Genomic DNA, 22,289 nt, shown 5'->3' with positions numbered 1-22,289 from the left:
GTTCAAATCATGTCAATTGAAAAATTTAGCTTAGAAAAGGTTTTATCTGTACACCGTTGGACCAATACTTTGTTCAGTTTTACCATGACACGCCCTGCACATTTTAAATTCACCGCTGGTCAGTTCGCACGAATTGGTTTGAAAGTGGGCGATGAATTGGTGGTTCGTGCCTATTCTGTGGTGTCGTCACCTTTTGATGAAACTTTAGAATTTTTCTCTATCGTCGTTCCAGATGGTGCGTTTACTTCAAATTTGCAGCATCTACAAGTGGGCGATGAGCTGTATTTAGAAAAAGTCCCTTATGGCTTCCTCACCTTGGCGCGTTATCAGTTGCCATTGCCAAAGGACTTATGGCTGTTGGGGACAGGAACGGGTCTTGCACCATTTTTATCAATGCTACAAGACTTTGAAACGTGGTCTAAATACGAAAAAATTAATCTAGTCTACAGTGTGCGCACCGTATCAGAACTGGCTTATGTCGAGCGGATTCAAGAAATAGCGGATACCTTTGGCGAAGGGCATACGGGCTTCAAATTTATTCCTATTGTGACACGTGATCCAAATGCACCATTGCATGACCGTTTACCAGTTTTAATTGAAAATGGCGAGTTAGAACAGGCGGCAGGCTTAGCGTTTAATGTTGATACGACGCATGTCATGCTGTGTGGTAATCCACAAATGGTTGATGACACCAAGGCGGCCTTAAAAGCGCGTGGTTTGACCATGAACCGTCGTGGTGAAGGCAATATTGCTGTAGAAAATTATTGGTAATCTGCCATGAAAAAAATCTCATCGAAGGATGAGCTTTTTTATTTTCGGAAATTAAATAATTGATGTTATGCATGCAAAAGTAATTTTGCATTTTTAAAATGATTGTTAAGCCAATTCGACGGAGTCTTACATCAAGAGAATGAATAAAGGGATTAGCCTTCGGCTGGAGGTACTCTTACGAAGCACGCTTCTCATTAGGCAAAATGAGAAGCGAAGCTTCGCAAGGAAACCATCTTGCGGAGCAGTGCTCCTCACCGCAAAACTCGTTTACTAGTGTCTAATTATCAAAAGTATCGCAAAAATATTTTTGATTAGAAGAAGTCCTTCAAACACTTGCGGATGATGTTACCTCGTATCGTACTTTTATTTGAATCAAATTACGCTTCTGATATTACTTCGTAACATCAGTTAAATAAACGTTTTTTTGTTAATGCAGAATTTTATTTAAGAACTGCTGCGCTCGTTCACCACGAGGGGCATTAAAGAAATCATCTTTACTGCAGTCTTCCACAATTTTTCCTTGATCCATAAAGATCACACGGTCCGCAACCTGACGCGCAAAGCCCATCTCATGGGTTACACACATCATGGTCATACCTTCTTTGGCAAGACCCACCATCACATCAAGCACTTCGTTAATCATCTCTGGATCAAGTGCCGAAGTCGGTTCATCAAACAGCATGGCAATCGGGTCCATACTGAGCGCACGTGCAATCGCAACACGTTGTTGTTGTCCACCTGATAACTGTGCAGGGAATTTAGCGGCATGTGCACTTAAACCCACACGGTCTAAATAAGCCAAACCTTTCTTCTTGGCTTCGGCTTCTGATCGGCCCAAGACTTTAATCTGCGCAATGGTCAGGTTTTCGGTAATGGATAAATGTGGAAACAGTTCAAAGTGCTGGAACACCATGCCGACACGACTACGCAATTTATTTAAATCGGTTTTTGGGTCATTAATGGAAATACTGTCGACCAAAATCGTACCGGCCTGAAAAGGCTCAAGTCCATTAACGGTTTTAATGAGCGTTGATTTACCTGAACCTGAAGGTCCACACACTACAACCACTTCACCTTGTTTAATTTGAGTCGTGCAATCGGTAAGCACTTGAAAATCTTTATACCATTTACTGACATTTTGGAGGTCAATCATCGTTTTTTGATCGGTCATACACTTAACCTCCGTTGTAATTTTTTAACTGCATAGGTAGCGATCATACTAATAGTGAAATACACCAAACCAGCAAACAGAATGTATTGAGTTAACAATGACATAAGGTCGCCTCGAACATAGTTGGTGCGGAAAAAGTCTAACAGTCCGATGGCATAAACCATGGTTGAATCTTGGAACAGAATGATGGTTTGTTGTAAGAGAAGTGGCGTCATTTTGCGAAAAGATTGCGGCAAAATAATTAAGCGCATTGCTTGGCTATAACTCATACCGAGAGCATAAGCTGCAGAAGTTTGGCCTTTAGGAATTGATTGAATCCCGGCACGGACAATCTCTGAAAAGTAAGCCGCTTCAAATAGCATGAAGGCCACGATACTCGAAACGAGGGCAGTATCAATCGTTAGATAGTTACCTGTGATCCCTGTGTAGATAAAGGGTACTGCAAAGTAGAACCACATCAGCACCAAGAGCAAAGGAATAGAACGAAAGAGGTTCACATAGCCTTTAGCAAAAATATTAAAAGCTTTAATCGAGGACAGGCGCATCAAGGCCAACAATGTCCCAATAAAGACACCACCAATGGTTGCCGTGATCACCACTTTGAGTGTGATGCTGAAACCATGCCATAGCGCAGGGCCAGACGCTTGGAGGTCTTGAATAAAAGAACTGAGCCATTCCATTATTTATCTCCTGCAATTAAGCCAGGAACGCGTAGGCGTTTTTCCAGAAAATTCATGAAACCAATTAAACAGATGTTGATCACGATGAAAATAATGGTGACGTAGGTATAAATTTCGATGGTGTTTTGCGTGTATTCACTGATGGTTTTCATCTGTGAAATGATTTCTGCAACACCGACCAAAGATGCGACTGAGGTGTTTTTGACACAGTTGGTCAACTCAGAGCTGAGTGGTGGCAAAATCGTGCGGAACGACTGCGGTAAGATCACATAGCGGTATAGTTGAGCCGTGCTAAATCCCATGGCATAACCTGCATTGGTTTGCCCCAAAGGAAGCGCTTCAATACCTGTCCTGACTTGCTCACAGACCCGCGCAGCTGTAAAAAGACCCAAGCCGACACTTGCAGAAATTAAGGCGGTTGTATTTGCACCAAGGTCATTCATCCACCAGCTTTTAATCGCAGCAGGGAGGAAATTAGGTACAACATAGAACCATATAAACAGTTGAATCAATAAGGGTACATTTCGGAAAATAGTCACGTAGGTAGTACCTATACCTCGTGCTACAGGACTCGGTAGGGTACGCATAATACCCAAGATGCTGCCAAGCACCATCGCAATGCTCCATGCCACCAAAGCGATGACAAACAGCCAGCCGATCCCAATTAAAATCCAATTCAGGTAGGTTGAATCACCTACACCTGTAGATTGGAACAGCACACCCCAATTCCAGCTATAATTCATAGGAACTCCCTATAATGAGCTTAAGCCAAAATCCGTTTGGCTTAAGCATCTTTAGAATGTTTAGGGAAAGTTATTCGTCACGGTCATGTGGATTGTTAATCAATGATTTTAATTGATCAGACATCGGGAAATTTAGATTGATATTTTTTGGTGGAATTGGCGTTTGGAACCATTTTTTATACATGTCATTGATTTCACCAGAGCTATAAGTTGCTTTGATTGCATCATCAACCACTTGTTTAAAGCCAGTATCGCCTTTACGCAGCATACAACCATAGATTTCATGAATCGGCGCTGTACCTACGATTTCCCATTTATTAGGATCTTTGGCTTTCGATTTTTCACCCGCCAGCAAAATATCATCCATCATAAATGCTGCTGCACGACCATTTTGTAGCATGAGGAAAGACTCAGCATGGTCTTTGGCAGAAATGACTTCACCAATACCTAACTCTTTTTCATGTTGACGAATGTAACGCTCAGATGTAGTCCCTGCTGTGGTGACTAATTTTTTGCCTTTTAGGTCAGCAAAGTCTTTAACCCCAGAGTCTTTTGCAGTAAGTAAGCGTGAACCCACTTCAAAGAAACCTGTTGAGAAATCAACTTGTTGTTGGCGTTCTTTATTGTTGGTGGTAGAACCACACTCTAAGTCGACGGTGCCATTAGAAACCAATGGAATACGGTTTTGGCTGGTCACTAAGTTATAACGGACTTTTAAATCTGGAAGATTTAATTGCTTTTTAACCGCCTCAACTACTTTTAATTGAAGATCGTGTGCATAACCTACAGGTTGGTTTGGATTATCTGCGATATATGAAAATGGAATCGATGAATCGCGATAGCCTAATACAATCGTGCCGGATTTTTTGATCTTATCTAAAGTCCCTGAGTCAGAAACAGCAGCTTCACTTCCTGCAGCTTTATCCGTTGTAGGTGCTTTATTGTCACTACATGCGCTAAGCCCTAAAGTGAGCGCACTTGCACAGAACAAAGTTGCTAAATGTTTTTTTGACGTCATCGTTAAAACTCCTTTTACCCTGATTTAATATCCACTTTTTATGATCTTGTTTCTCGTTAGATTTTATTGCTTTGTTATTAAGAATGTTTCAACAATAAAAAAGAGATCATTTTCTACATCTTAGGTGATATATCGAGCAAGGCTCAAGCAAAATTTATTGCCGAATTGTTACTAAGAAATGGGATAAGTTATGAACATTTTTTATAAGAAGGTTTGCTATAAGCCATTAAATATAAAATAATTTAATTTTATTGTGAAATAAATAATTAAAATAAAAGGGCATAAAAAAACCTCCAGATGGAGGTTTTCGGGATTAAACTTTAGTTTAATCTCCGTGTTAATGCACAAACATATCCATAAATTCACGAATTTCTTGAATCGCTGTGTCTACGTCGGAAGTCAACCAAGTCGGTTCAAAAAAGCCAGCATAATGCTCCAGTCGATCTTGGGGAACAACTAAGCGAATCGGACATTCTTCTTCGAGCAAGCGCCAAGGAATAATAGGCACTTCATTATCTAAAAAAGCCGCAATATTTCGAATATCAATCACCATCGCATTGATGCATTCAGGGAAAGGCATCACTGAAAACTCTTCAGTACGTCGGCGAAAATATTCCAAATCACCCCATTTCAACACATAACTTGGCTTACTAAATTCAATAATGCCAATAAGATGTTGATCGCGAGTGTAATGAAGGGAACATTGATGAGTGACGTCAGTGTCAAGATCAAGCGTTACACCTTGTTGATGGTACGCCATAGATTTGATAACAGGTGAAAAATAAGGTGCATGATTATAGCTCATTTCATTCATCAAAAGCAGATAATTCCATCTGGCTCAAAAAAGCATTTATTCTTTAAGATATAATCCTATAAAAATGCTTTAAATTTAAATATAGCACTTAAATCTTTGCCCAATATTTTCACCCTTATATATTGATTTATCTTCAAAAATAACTGACCTAGCTCCAAAGGAAAGTATATTTATTAAACTTATCATTCAAGTTACACGTTTTCACTGATTGTAATTGTTCTTCACACAATACAGGATATTGTATTGCTAGTATAAAAATTCAACTATGAACAACAAAATAGCGAGGGGAATATGACACACGATTTTAATAAACCACCCCATACCACCAGTACGGAAGAAACAACACAAAAAAAACGTATCCCTGTGTACATACTGATTTTAGTGGGTATCTTTTTAATCGCATTATTATTTTATATGTTTGCAGATATGAAACCTTCTGCTTCGGATGCACCGCCTGATCATCCTGCACCGAATGCACAAACTGCAACAGCCAATGATACGACTAGCGGTACAGCGGGGGATGAAGCTGTTGCTAATGATTCAAATACTGCAACTGCGACAGATCGTTGATAATAATTGATGATAAATACATGAGTCAGAGTTACATGAGTGCAATATCTGAACCTTAAGTTTCTCATCAGACTGACATAAATAAAGCCTTGGTTGTTCCAAGGCTTTTTTACATTCAATTGTGAGCTTTTGTTGGAGTTATGCATACTTTGGTTGATTAAAAAATATGCAAAAACTAAGGTGGAAAAGAAAGCTTAAGTTCAAAGCACTAATGCTGTGTGATACGCGGCATACGTAAAAATGCACATAACAACAGATCATGTATAACAATGAGGGCGAACGTATGAATGATTATCTGGGTGGTCCGCGTGGCCGTTTTGATGCCATGTATTATTGGGAACAGTTTCACCCCATTTTAAGTGCAGTAGCAATTCTCCTGATAGGTTGGGTCATTGCTTTATTGGTTGCTGCTGGCATCAAAAAAGTTCTGCAAAAATTAGGTACAAATCAAAAACTTTCAAATGCAACTGGGCACCGTTCCAATGTTGAAAATATAGTCTCCAGAGTTGTGTTCTGGATTATTTTGATCATTGCCGTCATTGGTGCACTCAATGTGCTGAATTTGACCAGTGTCAGCGGCCCATTCAGTAATATGATTCAGCAGTTCTTGTTATTTATTCCACAGCTTTTGGCTGCGGTAGCTGTAGGTTTTATTGGTTGGATCGTGGCAAGTTTGGTCAAAGTCGGTTCAAAGAAACTGCTGGATAAAACCCAACTCGATGAAAAACTCAGTTCTGAGGTTGGCGTCAGCCCAATCAGTCAAAATATTAGTGAAATTGTTTATTGGCTGATATTACTACTCTTCCTACCGATTGTTTTGTCGATCTTGGGTTTAAACGGTCTCTTGTTCCCAATCCAAAATATGGTCACTGAAGTTGTTTCTTATCTTCCCAATATCTTTATTGCCGGTGTCATCGTCTTTGTTGGTTATATCTTGGCGAAGATTGTACGAGGCATCGTGGAAGGCTTGGTGAACAGTTTGAGTTTGCAGCAGCAAGTCGAAAAAGTGGGCTTGTTTAAAAACGCAAAACTTGCTCAAGTTTTGGGTAATTTTGTCTTTGCTATAGTTATTATCACGGCTTTAATTGTGGCTTTCGAAGCACTTGGTATCGAGGCGATTTCTCAGCCTGCAACGGCCATGTTACATGAGGTTATGTATGCAATACCGAATATTATTGCCGCAGGTTTAATCTTAATCTTGGCCTATGTGGTGTCACGCTTTGTGGCACGTCTAGTGGTGGATGTGATCTCGGGTACAGGTGTCGATACTGTGCCAGAAAAATTAGACATTCAACGCTTTTTGGGCAAAACCAAAGTGTCGGATGTGGTCGGTTGCCTCATTGTATTTTTCACCATGTTGTTTGCGGTATCTGAAGCTGCTAACCGTTTAGGCTTTGAGCAAATCAGTGCCCTTATTGCTATGTTTATCCAGTTCGGTGCAAGTATTTTACTTGGTGCTGTAATCTTGGTGGTGGGTTTCTGGCTTGCCAATATTGTGGCAAATGTGGTGCAACGAGGGGAATATAACAGTTCACGTTGGTTAGGTAATTTGGTTCGTGTGCTGATTATGGGCTTGGTTGTAGCCATGGGCTTGCGTGCCATGGGTATTGCCGACTCGATCGTGAATTTGGCCTTTGGTTTAACCCTCGGTGCGGTTGCAGTTGCTTTCGCTTTGGCCTTTGGTTTAGGTGGTCGCAATCCGGCGGAACGTTTGTTATCAGATTTAATTGATAAAGCAAAACGTGAAGCAAACGAACCGAATCCAGTACAGGAACAGGCGAAGGCAAAAACCACCTTTAATACGCCAACATCGTCTGCAGCGAGTCCAACGCCATCAACATCTGTGATGACTTCTGAAGTGAAAACCGATGATGGCTATCCAAATATTCAACAGGCTGCACCCGGCGTCAGTGAAAAAGAAACTGCGACGCCAGATCAGTTGGATGTAAACCCAAGTGATCAACCACAAAATAATCCATTTGGTTCAACTGGTGAGGCTGAAAAAGAGGTCGATGCACCTTCGGCACCTGTAGCTCCGCCAAAACCGAATGACCCTAATTAACCTGTTCTGTCTTTACAAAATCGGCCACGCTTAGGTGGTCGATTTTAATGCTCTATAAGGAATATTGTATGGCAAAAGCACCGAATAAATTTTTAGCCCCAGTGATTATTGCAGGGATCACGGTGGGTTTTTTGGCAAGCGCACGACGCTTTATTTTTGCAAAATCAAAACGCACTGATTTTGAGCAGACAGAACAATCACCGCTAAACAGTGATAATAATAATACCAATCAGTCTAAAAATAATGATTGAAATTTACCCGAAAATTGGTATTTTAAGTAGTAGTGATATATGGAATATTACTTAAAATATAAAAACTTAGGATTCATATTGCTGTCATGAATGACACTTATGATCCGTGCAAAGGAATGGCAAAATGGGGGTAATTTCAATGCTCAATACTTTAGTATCGACACTCAAACAAACCGCAAGCGTGCAACCACAACATATTTCAGTTGCCGTTGAAAAAATGGATCTGACAATTCAACGAACTTCGACGTCGTCAGTATCATTATTTAAAACCGACTATCTTGAATAAGTCCGATTGGGCAAGAAAAAGGGCTGAATGAATCAGCCCTTTTTTTATACAGAGTTCATCTGCACGTTATGTTTATTTAATTCTAAGTCGAGATCAGACGTATTCAGAAGCCGCATGTGCAGAAGCCCATGCCCATTGGAAGTTGTATCCACCTAAATGCCCCGTTACATCGAGTACTTCACCAATAAAGTACAAGCCTTTCTGTTTTTTACTTTCCATGGTTTTTGATGAGACTTCAGTGGTATCCACACCACCGAGTGTAACTTCAGCAGTACGGTAACCTTCAGTGCCTGATGGTTTCACTTCAAAGCTTTCTAAACGGCTTGCAATGTTTTCTAGTTTTTCATCACTGATATTGCCAATGGCTAATTCAGCTTGTTCAGGCCAAATCAGATTTTGTAATTCCACAACCACGCTTTTCGGTAAGTGTTCATTGAACAGTGTGCGCAGTAACACTTTTGGTTGACTGGATTTTTTAGATTTGAGGAAATCTAAAACATCTAAAGCTGGCAGGAAATTGATATTAAAACGTTGACCGACATCCCAGTAGTTTGAAAGCTGCAATGAGCTTGGGCCACTTAAACCGCGGTGAGTAAAGAGTAAAGCCTCGGTAAAACTATTTAACTCATTCGATAACGTGGCTTCAACAGCATTGCCGCTCAAGCGAGTGGTGACTTCTTTAAAACTATCTGAGAAAGTGAAGGGTACTAAGCCTGCGCGAGTGGGGTAGACGGAATGTCCGAATTGTTTAGCAATCTCATAGCCAATTCCTGAACCACCTAACGTTGGAATGGACAGACCACCACTGGCAATAACCACCGATTCTGCTTCAAAATAGCCTAGATTGGTTGCCACTTGAAAGCCTTGTTCAGGCAAGGCATTGACTGCTTTTACTTCACAGTTGGTTTTAATATCGACCAAACCAGTTTTGTCACATTCTGCCAATAGCATGGCGAGAATTTCTTTTGCACCATTTTGGGTAAATAACTGCCCATGTTTGCGCTCTTCGTACTCAATGCCATATTCGCAGACCATACCAATGAAGTCCCAGTTGGTATAGCGAGTTAATGCCGAAATAACAAAGTGCGGATTATGTGAAATATAATTTTCTGGTTCGACATACAAATTGGTGAAATTGCATTTACCGCCGCCAGACATTAGGATTTTTTTGCCAACTTTATTAGCTTTTTCAACCACCAAAACTTTGCGTCCACGCTGCGCCGCTTTATATGCCGTCATTAAGCCTGATGCACCAGCACCTAAAACAAGGACATCATATTGATTTTGCGACATGGTAAGTTTCCGCGTGGAAGAAAGGACGCAGGATTATACGCTTTTTAGCGCTTCGGTTGAACCTTTCAGGCGACCTTGTAGGCCACCAGTATGAATCACTAAAACACGTTGATGGCTTGTAATTTGACCCCGCTCAATCATGCAGAAAATACCTCGCAGCATTTTAGCCGTATAAACCTGTTCTAATGGAATCGCAAAGCGTTGTTCAAAGTCATGCATAAACTGTAAAAGTTCCGGCGTTGTTTTGGCATAGCCACCACAGCAAAATTCATCACTGATGCTCCAATTGGTTTTCTGTGTCAACTGAGCAACATCGTCGCAAAGAAAATTGCCTTTGAGCGCTGAAAAACCAAGAACAAGTTGATGTTCCGCACTGGCTTCGATCAAGCCCGTTATGGTTCCACCTGTACCGACTGCACAGCAGATGAGATCAAAATTTTGTTGATTTTCATGGCTTAAGATTTCTCTACAGCCACGGATAGCCAATGCATTGGTTCCACCTTCAGGAATGACATAATGTTCGGGATATTGCTGTTGTAATTGCGCTAAAGCGTCAACTTGTTTCATTTCCCGATACTGTTGGCGTGTGACAAAACTGAGCTGCATACCAAACTGTTCGGCGGTGGCTAAAGTAGGATTTCGGGATTGATGTTGTAATTCTTCTCCACGAATGATGCCTAGACTACCGAATCCAAATAAATGTGCAGCATATGCTGTGGCTGCAATGTGATTTGAATAAGCACCGCCAAAGCTAAGCACCTGTTTAAACCCTAATTTCTGCGCCTCAATAAAATTATATTTGAGTTTATAAAATTTATTGCCTGATATTTGTGGGTGTACCAAGTCCAAACGCTTAATACACAAATCAACCCCTTGATATTGAATAGTCTGCTCAGGAATGGCGTGGGCGATAGATTCAAACATGTTGGTAATCGTTATCTTGGTGGTTAGAGTTCAAATAGGTAGGCATTGTAAAACGGGAGGTGCAGAAGATAAAATCCTTTGCATCTTGGTCAGTTCAACTCTGCTTATAGCACTTCACTGCCGATATCTGCTAACTAGCAACATCAACGGAGGTGACGACAGACATACCGGGTCTTAAGTTTTCCAAACCTTGTTGATTGGGATCAATTGCAATTTTCACGGCAATGCGTTGCACGACTTTAGTGAAATTTCCTGTGGCATTGTCAGGTTTCAATACACTAAATTCAGAACCAGCCGCAGGGGAGATTTGCTCAACTTTGCCGTAAAATTTTTGATGTTTCATGCCATCGACGCTGAACCAAGCTTTTTGACCAATATGCATATCTGCAATTTGCGTTTCTTTAAAGTTAGCAGTCACCCAGCGCTGCTGTGGAATTAAATACATCAGTTGAGAGCCTGCCGCAACATATTGACCAATACGCGGGCTGACTTCGCCAAGCTGACCATCCATAGGTGCCACAATCGTGCTGTAGTCTTTAGTGGTCACTGCCTGATCAAATTGTGCTTTGGCATTATTCACTTGCGCTTTAAGCCCTGTCGCTGCAACTTGTGCAGTTTTGAATGATTCTTTGGCAACCAGCAAATTGGCTTCTGCTTGATGAAGTTGGGCCAAACTATTTTTAGTGTCTGCAGTGGCTTTATCTTGTTCTGATTTCGATGCAGCGCCAGTATTGCCGAGTTGTTGGTAGCGCGTCATTTGTGCAAGAGCTAATTCATAAGCCGCACGTGATTGGTCCACTTTCGCTTCGGCTGCCGTAATATCTGCTCTGCGTTGTTCAATGGCCTGGCTTTGATTGGCAAGTGAGTTCTGTGCTTGTTCCACTCCAGATTCAGCCTGTGTGACTTTTTGATCATAGGTCGTTGCATCGATATGCATAAGCACTTGACCTTTTTTCACATGATCAAAATCCGTCACCAAAACATCTTTCACATAACCATTAATTTGTGATGAAAGCACCGTGGTTTTGCCTTTGACATAGCTATTTTCAGTCGACTCGATACTGTTATGAAATGGACCAATCCGCCACGCCCATAAGATCAGTGCAATCCCCAACAAGAGGATGATCAACATAAAAATCAAGGTACGCTGCGGCGTAGAAATAAGCTTGCTCGATGGCGCAGGCATGGCGGTTACTGTTTGTGGTTGCTGCGGTGCTGCTTGCTCAGTGGGTTTATGGTCGTCGGTCATGGTGTTCTCAATATCAATTAGGTCATTTGGCGGTTGCTTATGTTGTTTAAGTCGGGAAAATTTTAACTACTATCCGTGCGTTGCTGTTGGCGTAATTGATATTTATTTTTGCCCATCAGCAATAAACCCCAAAGCAACAATAAAACGGCGAATATGCCATTTAAAAAAATCACATCGTTATAGGCTCTAACTTGGGCTTCTCGAGTGATGGTTTGATTAAGGCTACGTATGGCTTGTTGTTGATCTAAATTAGGGTCTAAAGAATATTGATGCGCACTTTGCGCCAATTGTTGTAGGCGCTGTTCGACTATAGGAGAGGTTTGCGATAAATCATTATAAATCTGTGCCTGATAGGTTTGGGTACGCATTTGCTGATAGGTCGAAAAGAACGAGGATCCGACCAATCCCCCAAAGGTTTGCGTTGCAGAAAACAGCACGATAAACGTCACCATGTGAGATGGGCCTTTTTGCAAAGCACTGACAATGCCTGTAAGCAAAAGTGGGCCAATAAACATGCCACTGGCAAAGCCCACCAAAAACTGACTCCAATAAAAATCATGCGGTCGTACATCACTGGTCAGGTGGTAATCCAGTGCACAGGCGAAGAGCACGAGACCTGCTGCACCAAGTAGATGAAATACGATTTTTTCTTTGGAAAAGGTCAGGGCACTAAACACTGTGCCTAAGACAATTCCGATCAGCACAACGGTATAAAAAGAAACGAATTGGTCGGGTCCCATGCCCATGGTTTTCAAAAAATTCACGGCCGCATAGCTTTGTTCTGACATGAGGAAGCGAATGGCAAAGGCACCGATAATAAAACTTACGGTAGACGATGTTCCGAGCCAGCGTGTGACAATCAGGGGGTTGAACCGAAAATGTTCATAGGTCAGGCCGACGACTAAAAGAATCAAAGCGGCGATGAGTAAATAAGCCAACCATTCAGCTTCAAACCACCAAAGAATCGGGCCTTGATTCAACACGATACATAGCAACGCAAAGCCGGGTGCCAATAATGCAAAGGTGAATAAATCTTGCTTTTCAAACACTTCGATACGTAGACTGCGTGGCAGTTTTAGAGAGACCACCATCGCCAAACAACATAAGGCTAAACCTAATTCAAAGGTATAGAAAATAGACCAATCATTTACATCGACCAGATAGGGCGACATGATCCATGCCAGCGGTATCCCCAACTGCTGAAAGCCTAAAGCTAGATAAAGCCCACGACCAAAATGAGCACGTTTAAACGCTTGCATGATGTAATACATCCCAAGCGAACTGAGTGGAGCTGCAAGTAAGCCGCTGATCACCCGTGCAAAAATTGCCATTTCATAGGTATGGACAAATAAATGCAGCACCATCACCGCGATAAATAATACCAAGCCAATTTCTGAAAATAGCCTAAGTCCATATTGTTGGCGGGCTTTAAATAAGATTAGGTTGGAGCTGACATTGGCCATAACAAATGCTGCAGGAATCCATGCCGCTTCTGAAGGCGTTAAGCCATATTCACCTTGTAGAAGGGGGAGATTTGCCGTGATAAATCCATTACTTAAACTCCCCGAGATCGCAACAAATAAACCGATAAAGAAGTATAAAAAACGCTTATAGGTCGGATGTGCAATCGCAGCAGGAGAGCCGGGCAAAGTCGGTTTTTCTTCGGGTGTCCAATCCGGAGCAGGTTCCAATAAACGCGGAGATTTGGACATGACGTATTACCCGCAAATACCATGTAGTAAAAACTCCACAGCACGTTTGGCGAGTTTTTCCTGATCTGCCTCGGTATGGCCTTGCAAAGCTGCACGTAAAATGGAGGTGACCATGGCATAGTCTGCCGGTTTAAAGTCTGCTCGGCAGCGACCATTTTGAATGGCCTGATCAATCATCGGTTGCAAAATGGCATCACGTCGTTGGTATATTTCAACCATGGCAGGATCATCTCGATCGATCACACGCCAATATTCCATTAGGGCTGTGAGATAGGGAATATTATAAATATGGTCTTGAATGAGGCGAATAAATCCATCATCGAACTGTGCATAAGTAAGCGCACGCTGTTCAAGTCGGTTCAAGGCAGCTTGCATTAAGGCGAGTACCAACTCACGACGGTCATTAAAATTACGATAAAACGTTGCACGTCCAACTTGAGCCTGATCCATTATGAGTTGTAGAGGCGCATTGATTCCGTGAATACGGAATACCTCAATCGCAGCTTCTAAAAGGATTTCTCGGTTTTGTGCAGCGAGTTGTTGACGTGTGGACATTATTCTTTGACAGCATCATTTTAAATTTATCTAGATATTAAACGGACAAAAGTGTCCGAAGTAAAATCGTATTCGATAGCAGTTTTGTAACTTGTCTTCTATGTAGTTAAATAAAATGAATCAATTATTTATTTTTAAAAGGAAATATTTTTCTATCGGCATCAATCTGCATCCGCATTGGAAAGACCGTCGAGACATAATTCCTGACAACTGACCCTAAATCGGCAGATAAATAAGGTGAATATCTGCACAAAAATGCTATGCTGAATTTACAAGCAATATAATTATAAAAATGGAGGGCATCCAATGAGCAAATTAAGTCGGGCTGTGCTGCCTATGCTGTGCCTGTGCAGTTTTTGGATGGTTGGCTGTGATACGACTGACGAATTGCATCGTCCTCAAAATGAACATCGCACCATGATCATTGGTGGTGTCCCTGTAAATGACCACGACTATAAATTACCGCGTGAAGATGTTGCGCTCAATGAAGCCGCTGCAGATGACGATTAGCACATAGGTGCATAAAAAATAGGGTGGACATACTGTCAGTACACGGTAGTGAGACGTGACATGTAAAGAGTCACAGATGCAGTGTGCTACGTCAGATGTGTGAACATTTTGAAGTAGACGTCTTACTTCTGCAGTGTAGTTTGTTGGATTAAAGCCTTACAAACATTTAAAAAAGGCTCTGTACTCGCCCAGTATGCCCGAACTGGAATGAACCGTGGTTCAAATGCTTAAATCAGGTCAATCTATCAGGTCTATTTGCCAATTGGATGCCTGAATTTCTAAGTTATTTTGTCTAAGTTGCTGACTAATGCTATCGGCCTGTTTCTGTAAATCTGCCACTGCAATGGTTTTAATCCAACGGATTTCACTCGAGCTATAACGACCATTTTCACGGCGTGAGCTGTCAATCGCTTGTTGCAAGATACGATGCTGCTGGGTCAATAAATCACGTTCATTGAGCACTGAAAGCATGCAGCGTCCTGAACCGGTTTTAGCTTGTGCATTGGTGGCGTGAATCTTTTCAATTAAACCATAAAGTTCTGTATTTACTGCAAATGCTTCTTGAATTAAAGCATTTGGTTCTTCGCTAGGTACATCACCTTCTTGAATGAGCACGTTGTTATTGATTCTTTGTTGCAGCGAGGCCAATTTTGTTTGTAAGTCACTGCGTAAAAGTAGGGCTTCAGCTAATTTCATTGTCTTGATATTAATTTGTACTTTTAGCGATCATGCGATGGATTAATGCGGTATTCAAGTTATTTATAGTGAAAAATTTGGTCAATTAAAATAAACACTGCAAATTATAGGGAGAAATTCAGAGATTCTGTCTGTAAAATTGCCACGAATTTAAGTAAAAACGGTGTAACTGTGGAATCATTTTGGATATTAGGCTCGATTGCGGCAGCACTATTACTTGGTGCAATGAGCCCGGGGCCAACGTCAATTTATGTGGCGAAGAATTCCATTGCGATTTCACGTAAACACGGTTTATTTACCGCACTTGGTACAGGTTTGGGCGCTGCAATATTTGGGCTATTAGCGGTATTGGGTTTGCAGGCATTTTTATTGGCTGTACCTTCTGCATATTTGGCTTTAAAAATTTGTGGTGGTTTATATCTGCTTTGGATGGCATTTAAAATTATAAAACATGCCAAAGAACCGATTGAAGCAGGTGATGCCAGCAGCTCGCAAATGTCACTCCGTCGTGCATTTACCACTGGTTTAATTACCCAGTTGTCGAATCCGAAAATTGCAATTGTGTTAGCCAGTATTTTTACGGCACTTTTACCGAAAGAGATTCCGACTTATTTCTACTTTGTATTGCCAGTTTTGTGTTTCTTTATCGATGCAGGCTGGTGCTCATTGGTCGCTGTGGCTTTGTCAGCAGAAAAACCCCGCAAAGTGTATTTGAAGTTTAAAGCGGGTTTTGATCGGGCAGCTGGGGCAGTGATGACAGTGCTTGGATTAAAGCTGATTTTTGGGATGAAGTGATTGAACGAAGCAAAAAAGCCTCTTTGATAGAGGCTTTTTTATTGGGTTTATATTTAAATTTACAATGAATTCCCTCTCCTTTTAGGAGAGGAGAAGCAATGCTTCGTAAGGGGAAAGGTGATTAATTTAGCTTAGGTTGTGATAGCTCTAGTGCTTAGGGTTGGTGCTATAAATATGGGCTTTAACTTTTTTATAGGTGATTCAATTCATAGAAAAAAATCTAATTTTTAGCACAAATTGACACTTGAATGTACTATTGAGTATAAAGGCTAATTCTATAAAATAAAAAATAGGCTTTCGGCATGACAATCATTAAGGGGAAAACACAGATTACTAATGAAGGAATTAAAAAACACTTCAATAGTAAAGAGCCATTCAAGTCAATTTTTGAATATATATGGAATGGTTTTGATGCGAAAGCCAATAATGTAAATATTAGTTTGATAAGAAATGAAGCAATTGGTCTAGATTACATCACAATTTTGGATGATGGAGATGGAATCGATATATCAAACTTATGTAATAGTTTTGATAAGTTTAATGAATCTAGTAAAAAAAATGATGATAATGTGCATGGTTCTCATGGTAGAGGACGTTTAGCATTTCATACACTTGCAAATAATGCCGTATGGTACACTAAATTCAAAGATACTAACGCAAAAATTAGTATTTCAGCAGATAATATTTCAGAATACGACTGCCAATTCTTTGAAGATAATGATCAAAATAGCAATCTAAAAAAATTAAAATCGGGAACATTTGTCGTTCTCAGTTCGTTATATTCTGAAAAAACAAAAAACTTTCCAACTGATGAATCTTTTGTTGAATCTTTAAGGAAAGAATTTAGCTGGTTATTAATAGTAAACCCTCAAAAAAAACTCTTATTAAATGGTGTTGAAATACCAATCTTAGATAATTCAAATTTTGAAAGAGATGTCCAAATTCAGGGTTTTGATTTTAAGATCAAAGCTATACGGTGGCATGAAAAGCCTAGCAATGATAAATCGTATAATTATTTACTTAATTCACAACAAAAAACGATATCAAAGGTCTTAAGTAAGGCTAATAATAAAATTGATTTCCATACTAGTTGTTTTGCATTATCTGAATGGAATGACAGTTTCAATAAAGATTTATTAGAAATAGATTTAAGCTTTGAATTACAGCAAAAAATATTACGTGATATTAATTCAGAGATGAGTAATTTTCTTAAAGAAATATATGAAGATTATCTTAGAGAGTATGTTGATGAACAAATAGAAAAGTACGATGAAAAAGGTTATTTTCCATCTTATATTGGCTATGAGAACAGCTATGCATTGTGGCGAAAGAGAAATACAAAAGATGCTGTTAAAAGTATATATTTAGCTGATCCAAAAGTTTTTGCTAATCTTTCTATTAAACCTTTAAAAATTATTATTAGAATGTTAGATAAACTCTTAGTATCTAATGAAAATGATGCAATCTTTGATGTGCTAGATAATGTTTTAGATTTAAATGACACGCAAGTTGATCTATTAGCTAAACAATTAAAATCAACTACTTTAGAAAATATTATAAGCACTATTGAAACCTTACAGAAACGAGAAATAGCGATAAATAAGCTCAAAGAGTTAATGAATAACCATTATAAAACAGTGTTAGAAACTCCAGATCTACAAAAAATTATTGAAGCTAATACTTGGTTGTTTGGGTCTCAATACGAAATTTTAGGAGCAGAAGAGGATTCATTCACCACGATTAGTCACAACTTAAGAAATACAATAACCGGCATAAATGATTTTGGTACTGAAGATTTAGACAAAGAAGATGAAAATAATGAAGTTGTTTTAGAAGGGCTAAATAGACAAGTTGATTTATTTCTTGCAAGAAAGCGAAAGACAGTAAATTCTACCAATCAACAAATATATAAATGTGTTGTGATAGAAATAAAACGACCAAGCGTTTCTTTAAATCACAAGCATCTTCAACAGTTGCTTGAATATGCATCAATCATATCAAATCATCCAGAATTAGGTAACAGTAAATTATATTTCGAATTGATATTAGTTGGTCGTAAAATTTCTAAAAATGATTACTTAATAAATTCTCATTTAAAAAATAATAAGGATAAAAATGAATTAGGCTTAGTATTAGATGATGGAAAAATAAAATGCTATGTAAAAGATTGGTACACTATTTTTGAAGAATTTAATTTATCTAACAGCTACTTATTAGATAATCTAAAATCTAAATACGCGGATTTATCTGATGAAAGCAAAATTTCTCTTGTAGATGATTTACAAGGAAAAATAGCAAGTTAGAAGTAAAAACCTCTATTAAAAGTAAATATGTTTTTATAAAGTTTTTAAAAGCACCTCTCCCTAACCCTCTCCTAAAAGGAGAGGGAACCTAAAGGCAGAAAAAAAGCCCCTACAACGTAGAGGCTTTTTCTTATCTAAGATTTAAATCTCAAGACACTTTATCACCCGGTTTAGCACCAGATTCAGGTGAAATCACCCACACACCATCGCCATTACCCGCAGCTAATACCATACCGTTAGAAATACCAAAACGCATCTTACGTGGTGCAAGGTTAGCCACCATCACCACCAGTTTACCTTTAAGGTCTTCAGGTTGGTAGAACTCACGAATACCGCTAAACACGTTACGTGGCTCAGCTTCGCCGACATTTAAAGTCAATTGAAGCAGTTTGTCTGAACCTTCAACATGAGCTGCTTCTAAAACTTTAGCCACACGCAAGTCAACTTTCATAAAGTCTTCGATACCGATGATTTCAGCTTCGCCGACTTTAGGCTCAGGTTTCTTTTCAGCTTTCTTCTCTTTTTTCTTCTCAGCTTTTGGTGCTTCCGCAGGGGCAGCTAAAGAGTCTTTAGACGCATCAACCATAGCAGCAACAGCTTTTGGATCTACACGCTGCATTAATGGTTGGAATTGAGCAATTTCATGATCCACCAAAATCGTTTTACCAGACGCAAAGTCGAAAGATTCAAGTTTTAAGAAGCTTTGAACTTCGGCTGCCAAGGTAGGAAGTACTGGTGCAAGGTACACAGCCAATTGACGGAACAAGTTGATGCCGACAGAACATACGTCATGAACTTGTTGTTCTTCGCCTTCAATTTTCGCTAAAGCCCAAGGCTTTTTCTCGTCGATATATTGGTTGGCTTTGTCAGCAAGCGCCATGATTTCACGGATTGCAGCAGAGAATTCACGTGCTTCATATTGAGCAGCGATTGAAGCGCCTGCATCAATAAAGCTTTGTACCAATTCAGGTTCAGCACACGTTGCAGAAAGGTTGTTATCAAACTTGGTGTTTATGAACTTGGCACAACGGCTTGCGATATTGACCACTTTACCAACAAGGTCGGAGTTTACTTTCTGAACGAAATCATCAAGATTTAAGTCAGAATCTTCAACTTTGTCAGAAAGCTTCGACGCGAAGTAGTAACGTAAGTATTCAGGGTTTAAATGCTCAAGATACGTTTCCGCTTTAATGAAGGTACCGCGAGATTTAGACATCTTCTGACCGTTTACAGTCAAGAAACCGTTGACGAATAAGCTTGTTGGGGTGCGGTAGTTTGCACCTTCAAGCATTGCAGGCCAGAACAACGCGTGGAAGTAAACGATGTCTTTACCAATGAAGTGATAGACTTCATTTTTCGAATCTTTTTTCCAGTAATCGTCAAAGCTTAAATCTGGACGTTTAGTCTTGATGTAGTTTTCAAAGCTCGACATATAGCCGATTGGCGCATCTACCCAAACGTAGAAATATTTGTTTGGCGCATCTGGAATTTCAAAACCAAAGTAAGGTGCATCACGAGAAATATCCCAATCCGATAAACCTGCTTCAAACCATTCATCAAGTTTATTGGCAATTGACACAGGCAGACGGCCTTCGTCTCTTGTCCATTTTTGCAGGTATTCACCAAAGTTTGGCAGTTTAAAGAAGTAGTGATCTGAAGATTTTTCTACAGGTGTCGCACCGCTCAAAGTCGATTTTGGATTGAGTAACTCAGTTGCGTTGTAGGTTGTACCGCACACTTCACATGAGTCGCCGTATTGGTCTTCCGCTTTACATTTCGGGCATGTACCTTTAATGAAACGGTCAGACAAGAACATTGTTTTTTCAGGGTCAAACAATTGCGTCACAGGGCGTACTGCAATGTTGCCCGCTTCACGGTTTTTGATATAAATCTCAGAAGCACGTGCTTGGTTTTCAGGGCTATTAGTTGAGTCGTAATGGTCAAAGTCAACTCTAAAGCCAGCAAAGTCACGTTCATGTTCTTTTTGCACATTGGCAATTTGCTGTTCAGGCGAAATACCATTGGCTTCCGCACGTAGCATAATCGCTGTGCCGTGAGCATCATCCGCACATACATAAGTCACGTTATGACCCATTGCACGCATGGCACGAACCCAAATATCAGCTTGGATATAACCGAGTAAATGACCCATATGAATTGGGCCATTCGCGTATGGAAGGGCGTTAGTAACTAAAATATTACGCACGGATATGACTCTCTCATTCGTATTTATGCAATGGGCTGTAATTTTACATGAGATAGCCAGTACTTGCACAAGGGAATAGGTGAAATCTTTGCAAAAGTAAAAAAATCTATATTGCTGACACAATTACAGTGATAATAGGGCATATCTGTGATGCCTTTAGAGTGACAAGCCCATGTACGACGACGATTATGATGACGACCAGCCTGTGACCCGTATTCCGCAAAATCAACAGCGTAATAAACAACTCGGTCAGCACATTGTCAAAGAAGCACAACAATACCTTGAGCAGATTTCGGCAGATGAACATGCATTACTGATTCAGACTTTACGTGATTTGGCTACAACTGAACCTTACTTCGATGTATTGGCCGATGAGCTTGATCAACCTGTAGAAATGAAAGTGGCAAATGACGCCTTAAACTTGTTGTACTTTTGGCAATTGCTGCATCAACATGAAGATCAAAAACAGTTTCATTTACTCGATGCGATTAACACCGAGTTCTTTCAGACAGAAATGTTGAAAGCCTTTGATGCCTTAGAGATTGGTGAAAATAAAGCGCAACGTCGTTTGGTTCTACTTGAAGCTTTTAAACTGTATAAGCTGAATTTCCATGCCGGTTGTATCCCTGTCTTGTATGCACAGTTAGAAGGCATTTTAACGGATGTACTGATTCAAACGGGCTTTTTAAAGCAGAGCGGTACCAAGTTTGTCGATGTATATAAAATTGTACCCGGTCTAAAAGGCAGTGAAATTAAGAGTCTTTGGCATAAAGCAAAAATTGCCAATGAACTGAATCATTATTTTGCCGAATTGGCAGCCTATCAAATGGATAGCAGCTCTACTGTAGCCATGACCCGCCATAATATTTTGCATGGGACCGACGTCGCGCATTTTAATCAGGGACGGAGTTTCATCCTATTTATTTGGCTGTTTTCCGCAGTAAGCTTTATGAGCACGGTCAGCAAATAATCTTTTTATGTAGCGGTAAAGTGCGTCATTAGGGGCTTTACCGTTATTCCTTTTGCTTAATTTAGATTGATGAATATCAATACAATAAAAATAGCCTTTATATTTTTCAATGATTTAATACATTTAAACTCGGATCAATTTTAACTCCTAACCTTATGCCAAAAAGCATAAATGCAACGTCATGTAGCTCAATTGTTTCTAAATGCATATTTTTAAGGTCATCCCGTCAAAGCACGTTATAACTATTGTTAGACAATAACAGAGAAGAGGCGAGAACGATGACAACTGAAAATAAAATTGATCAATTGAAAGATAAAGCGTCAGAATTGGGTGATGATCTAAAGCTCAAAGCCAAAGAAGCTCAGCTTGAAGGTGAAAAAGCCCTCGATGGTGCAAAGCATAAAGCTGAAGAGTTAAAACTCGAAGGCGAAAAAGCCTTAAATGATGCCAAGCATGAACATACCGAGCAGAGTAATGAAGCCAAAGATAAATTTGAGCATCTCAAGGCTGAAGCCAGTCACAAATTAGATGAAGCCAAAGTCAAAGCTTCCGAACTTAAACATGAGGCTGTCGAAAAATTTGATGAACTAAAAGTGCAGGCGACAGAGAAATTTGACGAGTTAAAAAAGAAAGCCACTGACACACTGAATAAGTTTAAAAAAGATGACCAAGCTTAAATTAGGTCTGATGAAAAAAGCCGCTCTATCTTG

Annotated in this window: 22 protein-coding genes; 10 read left to right on the top strand and 12 right to left on the bottom strand. The window is 40.0% G+C overall.

Annotated elements, in window-relative coordinates; all coding sequences use genetic code 11:
- The first annotated feature begins 9 nt into the window (after positions 1–9).
- Positions 10–771, top strand: a complete 762-nt coding sequence (locus FTT99_RS03160; RefSeq protein WP_180130005.1) for a ferredoxin--NADP reductase — start codon at positions 10–12, stop codon at positions 769–771.
- A gap of 427 nt (positions 772–1,198) precedes the next feature.
- Here FTT99_RS03160 and FTT99_RS03155 read toward each other — a convergent pair whose 3' ends face one another.
- From FTT99_RS03155 to FTT99_RS03135, 5 genes are all read right to left on the bottom strand, one after another.
- A complete protein-coding gene (locus FTT99_RS03155) occupies positions 1,199–1,942 on the bottom strand; it encodes an amino acid ABC transporter ATP-binding protein (RefSeq protein WP_373684561.1) in 744 nt (247 codons plus the stop codon).
- On the bottom strand, positions 1,939–2,622 hold the full coding sequence (locus FTT99_RS03150; protein ID WP_078191088.1) for an ABC transporter permease subunit: 684 nt from the start codon (positions 2,620–2,622) through the stop codon (positions 1,939–1,941). Before FTT99_RS03150 ends, FTT99_RS03155 begins: the two co-directional genes overlap by 4 nt.
- Positions 2,622–3,365, bottom strand: a complete 744-nt coding sequence (locus tag FTT99_RS03145) for an amino acid ABC transporter permease (RefSeq protein ID WP_180089206.1) — start codon at positions 3,363–3,365, stop codon at positions 2,622–2,624. Before FTT99_RS03145 ends, FTT99_RS03150 begins: the two co-directional genes overlap by 1 nt.
- A 70-nt stretch (positions 3,366–3,435) precedes the next feature.
- Positions 3,436–4,383: a transporter substrate-binding domain-containing protein gene (locus FTT99_RS03140; protein ID WP_180130009.1), complete on the bottom strand. Its 948-nt coding sequence runs from the start codon at positions 4,381–4,383 to the stop codon at positions 3,436–3,438.
- Between the two features lie 337 nt (positions 4,384–4,720).
- Entirely contained in the window at positions 4,721–5,143 is a 423-nt protein-coding gene (locus FTT99_RS03135; protein ID WP_078191199.1) for a hypothetical protein, read from the bottom strand.
- Positions 5,144–5,488: 345 nt separating this feature from the next.
- On the opposite strand from FTT99_RS03135, the gene FTT99_RS03130 reads away from it, so the two are divergent.
- The 4 genes from FTT99_RS03130 (at position 5,489) to FTT99_RS03115 (ending at position 8,366) form a co-directional block, all read left to right on the top strand.
- Positions 5,489–5,767 (top strand): hypothetical protein, encoded by a 279-nt coding sequence (locus tag FTT99_RS03130; protein WP_111884899.1) that lies wholly within the window; start codon positions 5,489–5,491, stop codon positions 5,765–5,767.
- 283 nt (positions 5,768–6,050) lie between these two features.
- Positions 6,051–7,829 (top strand): mechanosensitive ion channel, encoded by a 1,779-nt coding sequence (locus FTT99_RS03125; protein WP_180130012.1) that lies wholly within the window; start codon positions 6,051–6,053, stop codon positions 7,827–7,829.
- Between the two features lie 68 nt (positions 7,830–7,897).
- Entirely contained in the window at positions 7,898–8,080 is a 183-nt protein-coding gene (locus FTT99_RS03120; RefSeq protein WP_180130015.1) for a hypothetical protein, read from the top strand.
- Positions 8,081–8,204: 124 nt separating this feature from the next.
- Positions 8,205–8,366: a hypothetical protein gene (locus FTT99_RS03115; protein ID WP_162689753.1), complete on the top strand. Its 162-nt coding sequence runs from the start codon at positions 8,205–8,207 to the stop codon at positions 8,364–8,366.
- Between the two features lie 93 nt (positions 8,367–8,459).
- Here the strand turns inward: FTT99_RS03115 and FTT99_RS03110 are convergent, their stop codons facing one another.
- The 5 genes from FTT99_RS03110 to FTT99_RS03090 form a co-directional block, all read right to left on the bottom strand.
- Positions 8,460–9,659: an NAD(P)/FAD-dependent oxidoreductase gene (locus FTT99_RS03110; protein WP_180126196.1), complete on the bottom strand. Its 1,200-nt coding sequence runs from the start codon at positions 9,657–9,659 to the stop codon at positions 8,460–8,462.
- A 33-nt stretch (positions 9,660–9,692) separates the two neighbouring features.
- A complete protein-coding gene (locus FTT99_RS03105; protein ID WP_180130017.1) occupies positions 9,693–10,583 on the bottom strand; it encodes a 1-aminocyclopropane-1-carboxylate deaminase/D-cysteine desulfhydrase in 891 nt (296 codons plus the stop codon).
- A gap of 130 nt (positions 10,584–10,713) precedes the next feature.
- On the bottom strand, positions 10,714–11,832 hold the full coding sequence (locus FTT99_RS03100; protein WP_180161218.1) for an HlyD family secretion protein: 1,119 nt from the start codon (positions 11,830–11,832) through the stop codon (positions 10,714–10,716).
- A 62-nt stretch (positions 11,833–11,894) separates the two neighbouring features.
- A complete protein-coding gene (locus tag FTT99_RS03095) occupies positions 11,895–13,544 on the bottom strand; it encodes an MFS transporter (RefSeq protein WP_180130022.1) in 1,650 nt (549 codons plus the stop codon).
- Positions 13,545–13,550: 6 nt separating this feature from the next.
- Entirely contained in the window at positions 13,551–14,099 is a 549-nt protein-coding gene (locus FTT99_RS03090) for a TetR/AcrR family transcriptional regulator (RefSeq protein ID WP_180130025.1), read from the bottom strand.
- 306 nt (positions 14,100–14,405) lie between these two features.
- On the opposite strand from FTT99_RS03090, the gene FTT99_RS03085 reads away from it, so the two are divergent.
- Positions 14,406–14,609, top strand: coding sequence for an NF038215 family lipoprotein (locus FTT99_RS03085; protein WP_078191077.1), 204 nt, complete (start codon positions 14,406–14,408; stop codon positions 14,607–14,609).
- Between the two features lie 237 nt (positions 14,610–14,846).
- Here FTT99_RS03085 and FTT99_RS03080 read toward each other — a convergent pair whose 3' ends face one another.
- Positions 14,847–15,305 (bottom strand): DIP1984 family protein, encoded by a 459-nt coding sequence (locus FTT99_RS03080; RefSeq protein ID WP_180078197.1) that lies wholly within the window; start codon positions 15,303–15,305, stop codon positions 14,847–14,849.
- A gap of 171 nt (positions 15,306–15,476) precedes the next feature.
- On the opposite strand from FTT99_RS03080, the gene FTT99_RS03075 reads away from it, so the two are divergent.
- Both FTT99_RS03075 and FTT99_RS03070 read left to right on the top strand, forming a co-directional pair.
- Positions 15,477–16,100: a LysE family translocator gene (locus tag FTT99_RS03075; protein WP_078191198.1), complete on the top strand. Its 624-nt coding sequence runs from the start codon at positions 15,477–15,479 to the stop codon at positions 16,098–16,100.
- A gap of 302 nt (positions 16,101–16,402) precedes the next feature.
- Positions 16,403–18,403, top strand: a complete 2,001-nt coding sequence (locus FTT99_RS03070) for an ATP-binding protein (RefSeq protein ID WP_180161216.1) — start codon at positions 16,403–16,405, stop codon at positions 18,401–18,403.
- Positions 18,404–18,551: 148 nt separating this feature from the next.
- Here FTT99_RS03070 and metG read toward each other — a convergent pair whose 3' ends face one another.
- Positions 18,552–20,609, bottom strand: a complete 2,058-nt coding sequence (gene metG / locus FTT99_RS03065; RefSeq protein WP_180130029.1) for a methionine--tRNA ligase — start codon at positions 20,607–20,609, stop codon at positions 18,552–18,554.
- 172 nt (positions 20,610–20,781) lie between these two features.
- Here metG and FTT99_RS03060 point away from each other — a divergent pair, with 172 nt between their 5' ends.
- Both FTT99_RS03060 and FTT99_RS03055 read left to right on the top strand, forming a co-directional pair.
- Positions 20,782–21,579, top strand: coding sequence for a hypothetical protein (locus FTT99_RS03060; RefSeq protein WP_180130032.1), 798 nt, complete (start codon positions 20,782–20,784; stop codon positions 21,577–21,579).
- A gap of 278 nt (positions 21,580–21,857) precedes the next feature.
- The gene (locus FTT99_RS03055; protein ID WP_180130035.1) at positions 21,858–22,256 is read left to right on the top strand and encodes a hypothetical protein; all 399 of its coding nucleotides are present in this window, start codon (positions 21,858–21,860) and stop codon (positions 22,254–22,256) included.
- Positions 22,257–22,289: the final 33 nt, after the last annotated feature.

Source organism: Acinetobacter sp. YH12040 (assembly GCF_013420005.1).
Classification (GTDB): domain Bacteria; phylum Pseudomonadota; class Gammaproteobacteria; order Pseudomonadales; family Moraxellaceae; genus Acinetobacter; species Acinetobacter amyesii.
This window is presented reverse-complemented; position numbering and strand designations above follow the sequence as displayed.

Bases quoted from the DNA above. Each gene is read 5' to 3' on its own strand.
- FTT99_RS03160 (WP_180130005.1), top strand. From the start codon at position 10: ATGTCAATTGAAAAATTTAGCTTAGAAAAGGTTTTATCTGTACACCGT.
- FTT99_RS03155 (WP_373684561.1), bottom strand. From the start codon at position 1,942: ATGACCGATCAAAAAACGATGATTGACCTCCAAAATGTCAGTAAATGG.
- FTT99_RS03150 (WP_078191088.1), bottom strand. From the start codon at position 2,622: ATGGAATGGCTCAGTTCTTTTATTCAAGACCTCCAAGCGTCTGGCCCT.
- FTT99_RS03145 (WP_180089206.1), bottom strand. From the start codon at position 3,365: ATGAATTATAGCTGGAATTGGGGTGTGCTGTTCCAATCTACAGGTGTA.
- FTT99_RS03140 (WP_180130009.1), bottom strand. From the start codon at position 4,383: ATGACGTCAAAAAAACATTTAGCAACTTTGTTCTGTGCAAGTGCGCTC.
- FTT99_RS03135 (WP_078191199.1), bottom strand. From the start codon at position 5,143: ATGGCGTACCATCAACAAGGTGTAACGCTTGATCTTGACACTGACGTC.
- FTT99_RS03130 (WP_111884899.1), top strand. From the start codon at position 5,489: ATGACACACGATTTTAATAAACCACCCCATACCACCAGTACGGAAGAA.
- FTT99_RS03125 (WP_180130012.1), top strand. From the start codon at position 6,051: ATGAATGATTATCTGGGTGGTCCGCGTGGCCGTTTTGATGCCATGTAT.
- FTT99_RS03120 (WP_180130015.1), top strand. From the start codon at position 7,898: ATGGCAAAAGCACCGAATAAATTTTTAGCCCCAGTGATTATTGCAGGG.
- FTT99_RS03115 (WP_162689753.1), top strand. From the start codon at position 8,205: ATGGGGGTAATTTCAATGCTCAATACTTTAGTATCGACACTCAAACAA.
- FTT99_RS03110 (WP_180126196.1), bottom strand. From the start codon at position 9,659: ATGTCGCAAAATCAATATGATGTCCTTGTTTTAGGTGCTGGTGCATCA.
- FTT99_RS03105 (WP_180130017.1), bottom strand. From the start codon at position 10,583: ATGTTTGAATCTATCGCCCACGCCATTCCTGAGCAGACTATTCAATAT.
- FTT99_RS03100 (WP_180161218.1), bottom strand. From the start codon at position 11,832: ATGACCGACGACCATAAACCCACTGAGCAAGCAGCACCGCAGCAACCA.
- FTT99_RS03095 (WP_180130022.1), bottom strand. From the start codon at position 13,544: ATGTCCAAATCTCCGCGTTTATTGGAACCTGCTCCGGATTGGACACCC.
- FTT99_RS03090 (WP_180130025.1), bottom strand. From the start codon at position 14,099: ATGTCCACACGTCAACAACTCGCTGCACAAAACCGAGAAATCCTTTTA.
- FTT99_RS03085 (WP_078191077.1), top strand. From the start codon at position 14,406: ATGAGCAAATTAAGTCGGGCTGTGCTGCCTATGCTGTGCCTGTGCAGT.
- FTT99_RS03080 (WP_180078197.1), bottom strand. From the start codon at position 15,305: ATGAAATTAGCTGAAGCCCTACTTTTACGCAGTGACTTACAAACAAAA.
- FTT99_RS03070 (WP_180161216.1), top strand. From the start codon at position 16,403: ATGACAATCATTAAGGGGAAAACACAGATTACTAATGAAGGAATTAAA.
- FTT99_RS03060 (WP_180130032.1), top strand. From the start codon at position 20,782: ATGTACGACGACGATTATGATGACGACCAGCCTGTGACCCGTATTCCG.
- FTT99_RS03055 (WP_180130035.1), top strand. From the start codon at position 21,858: ATGACAACTGAAAATAAAATTGATCAATTGAAAGATAAAGCGTCAGAA.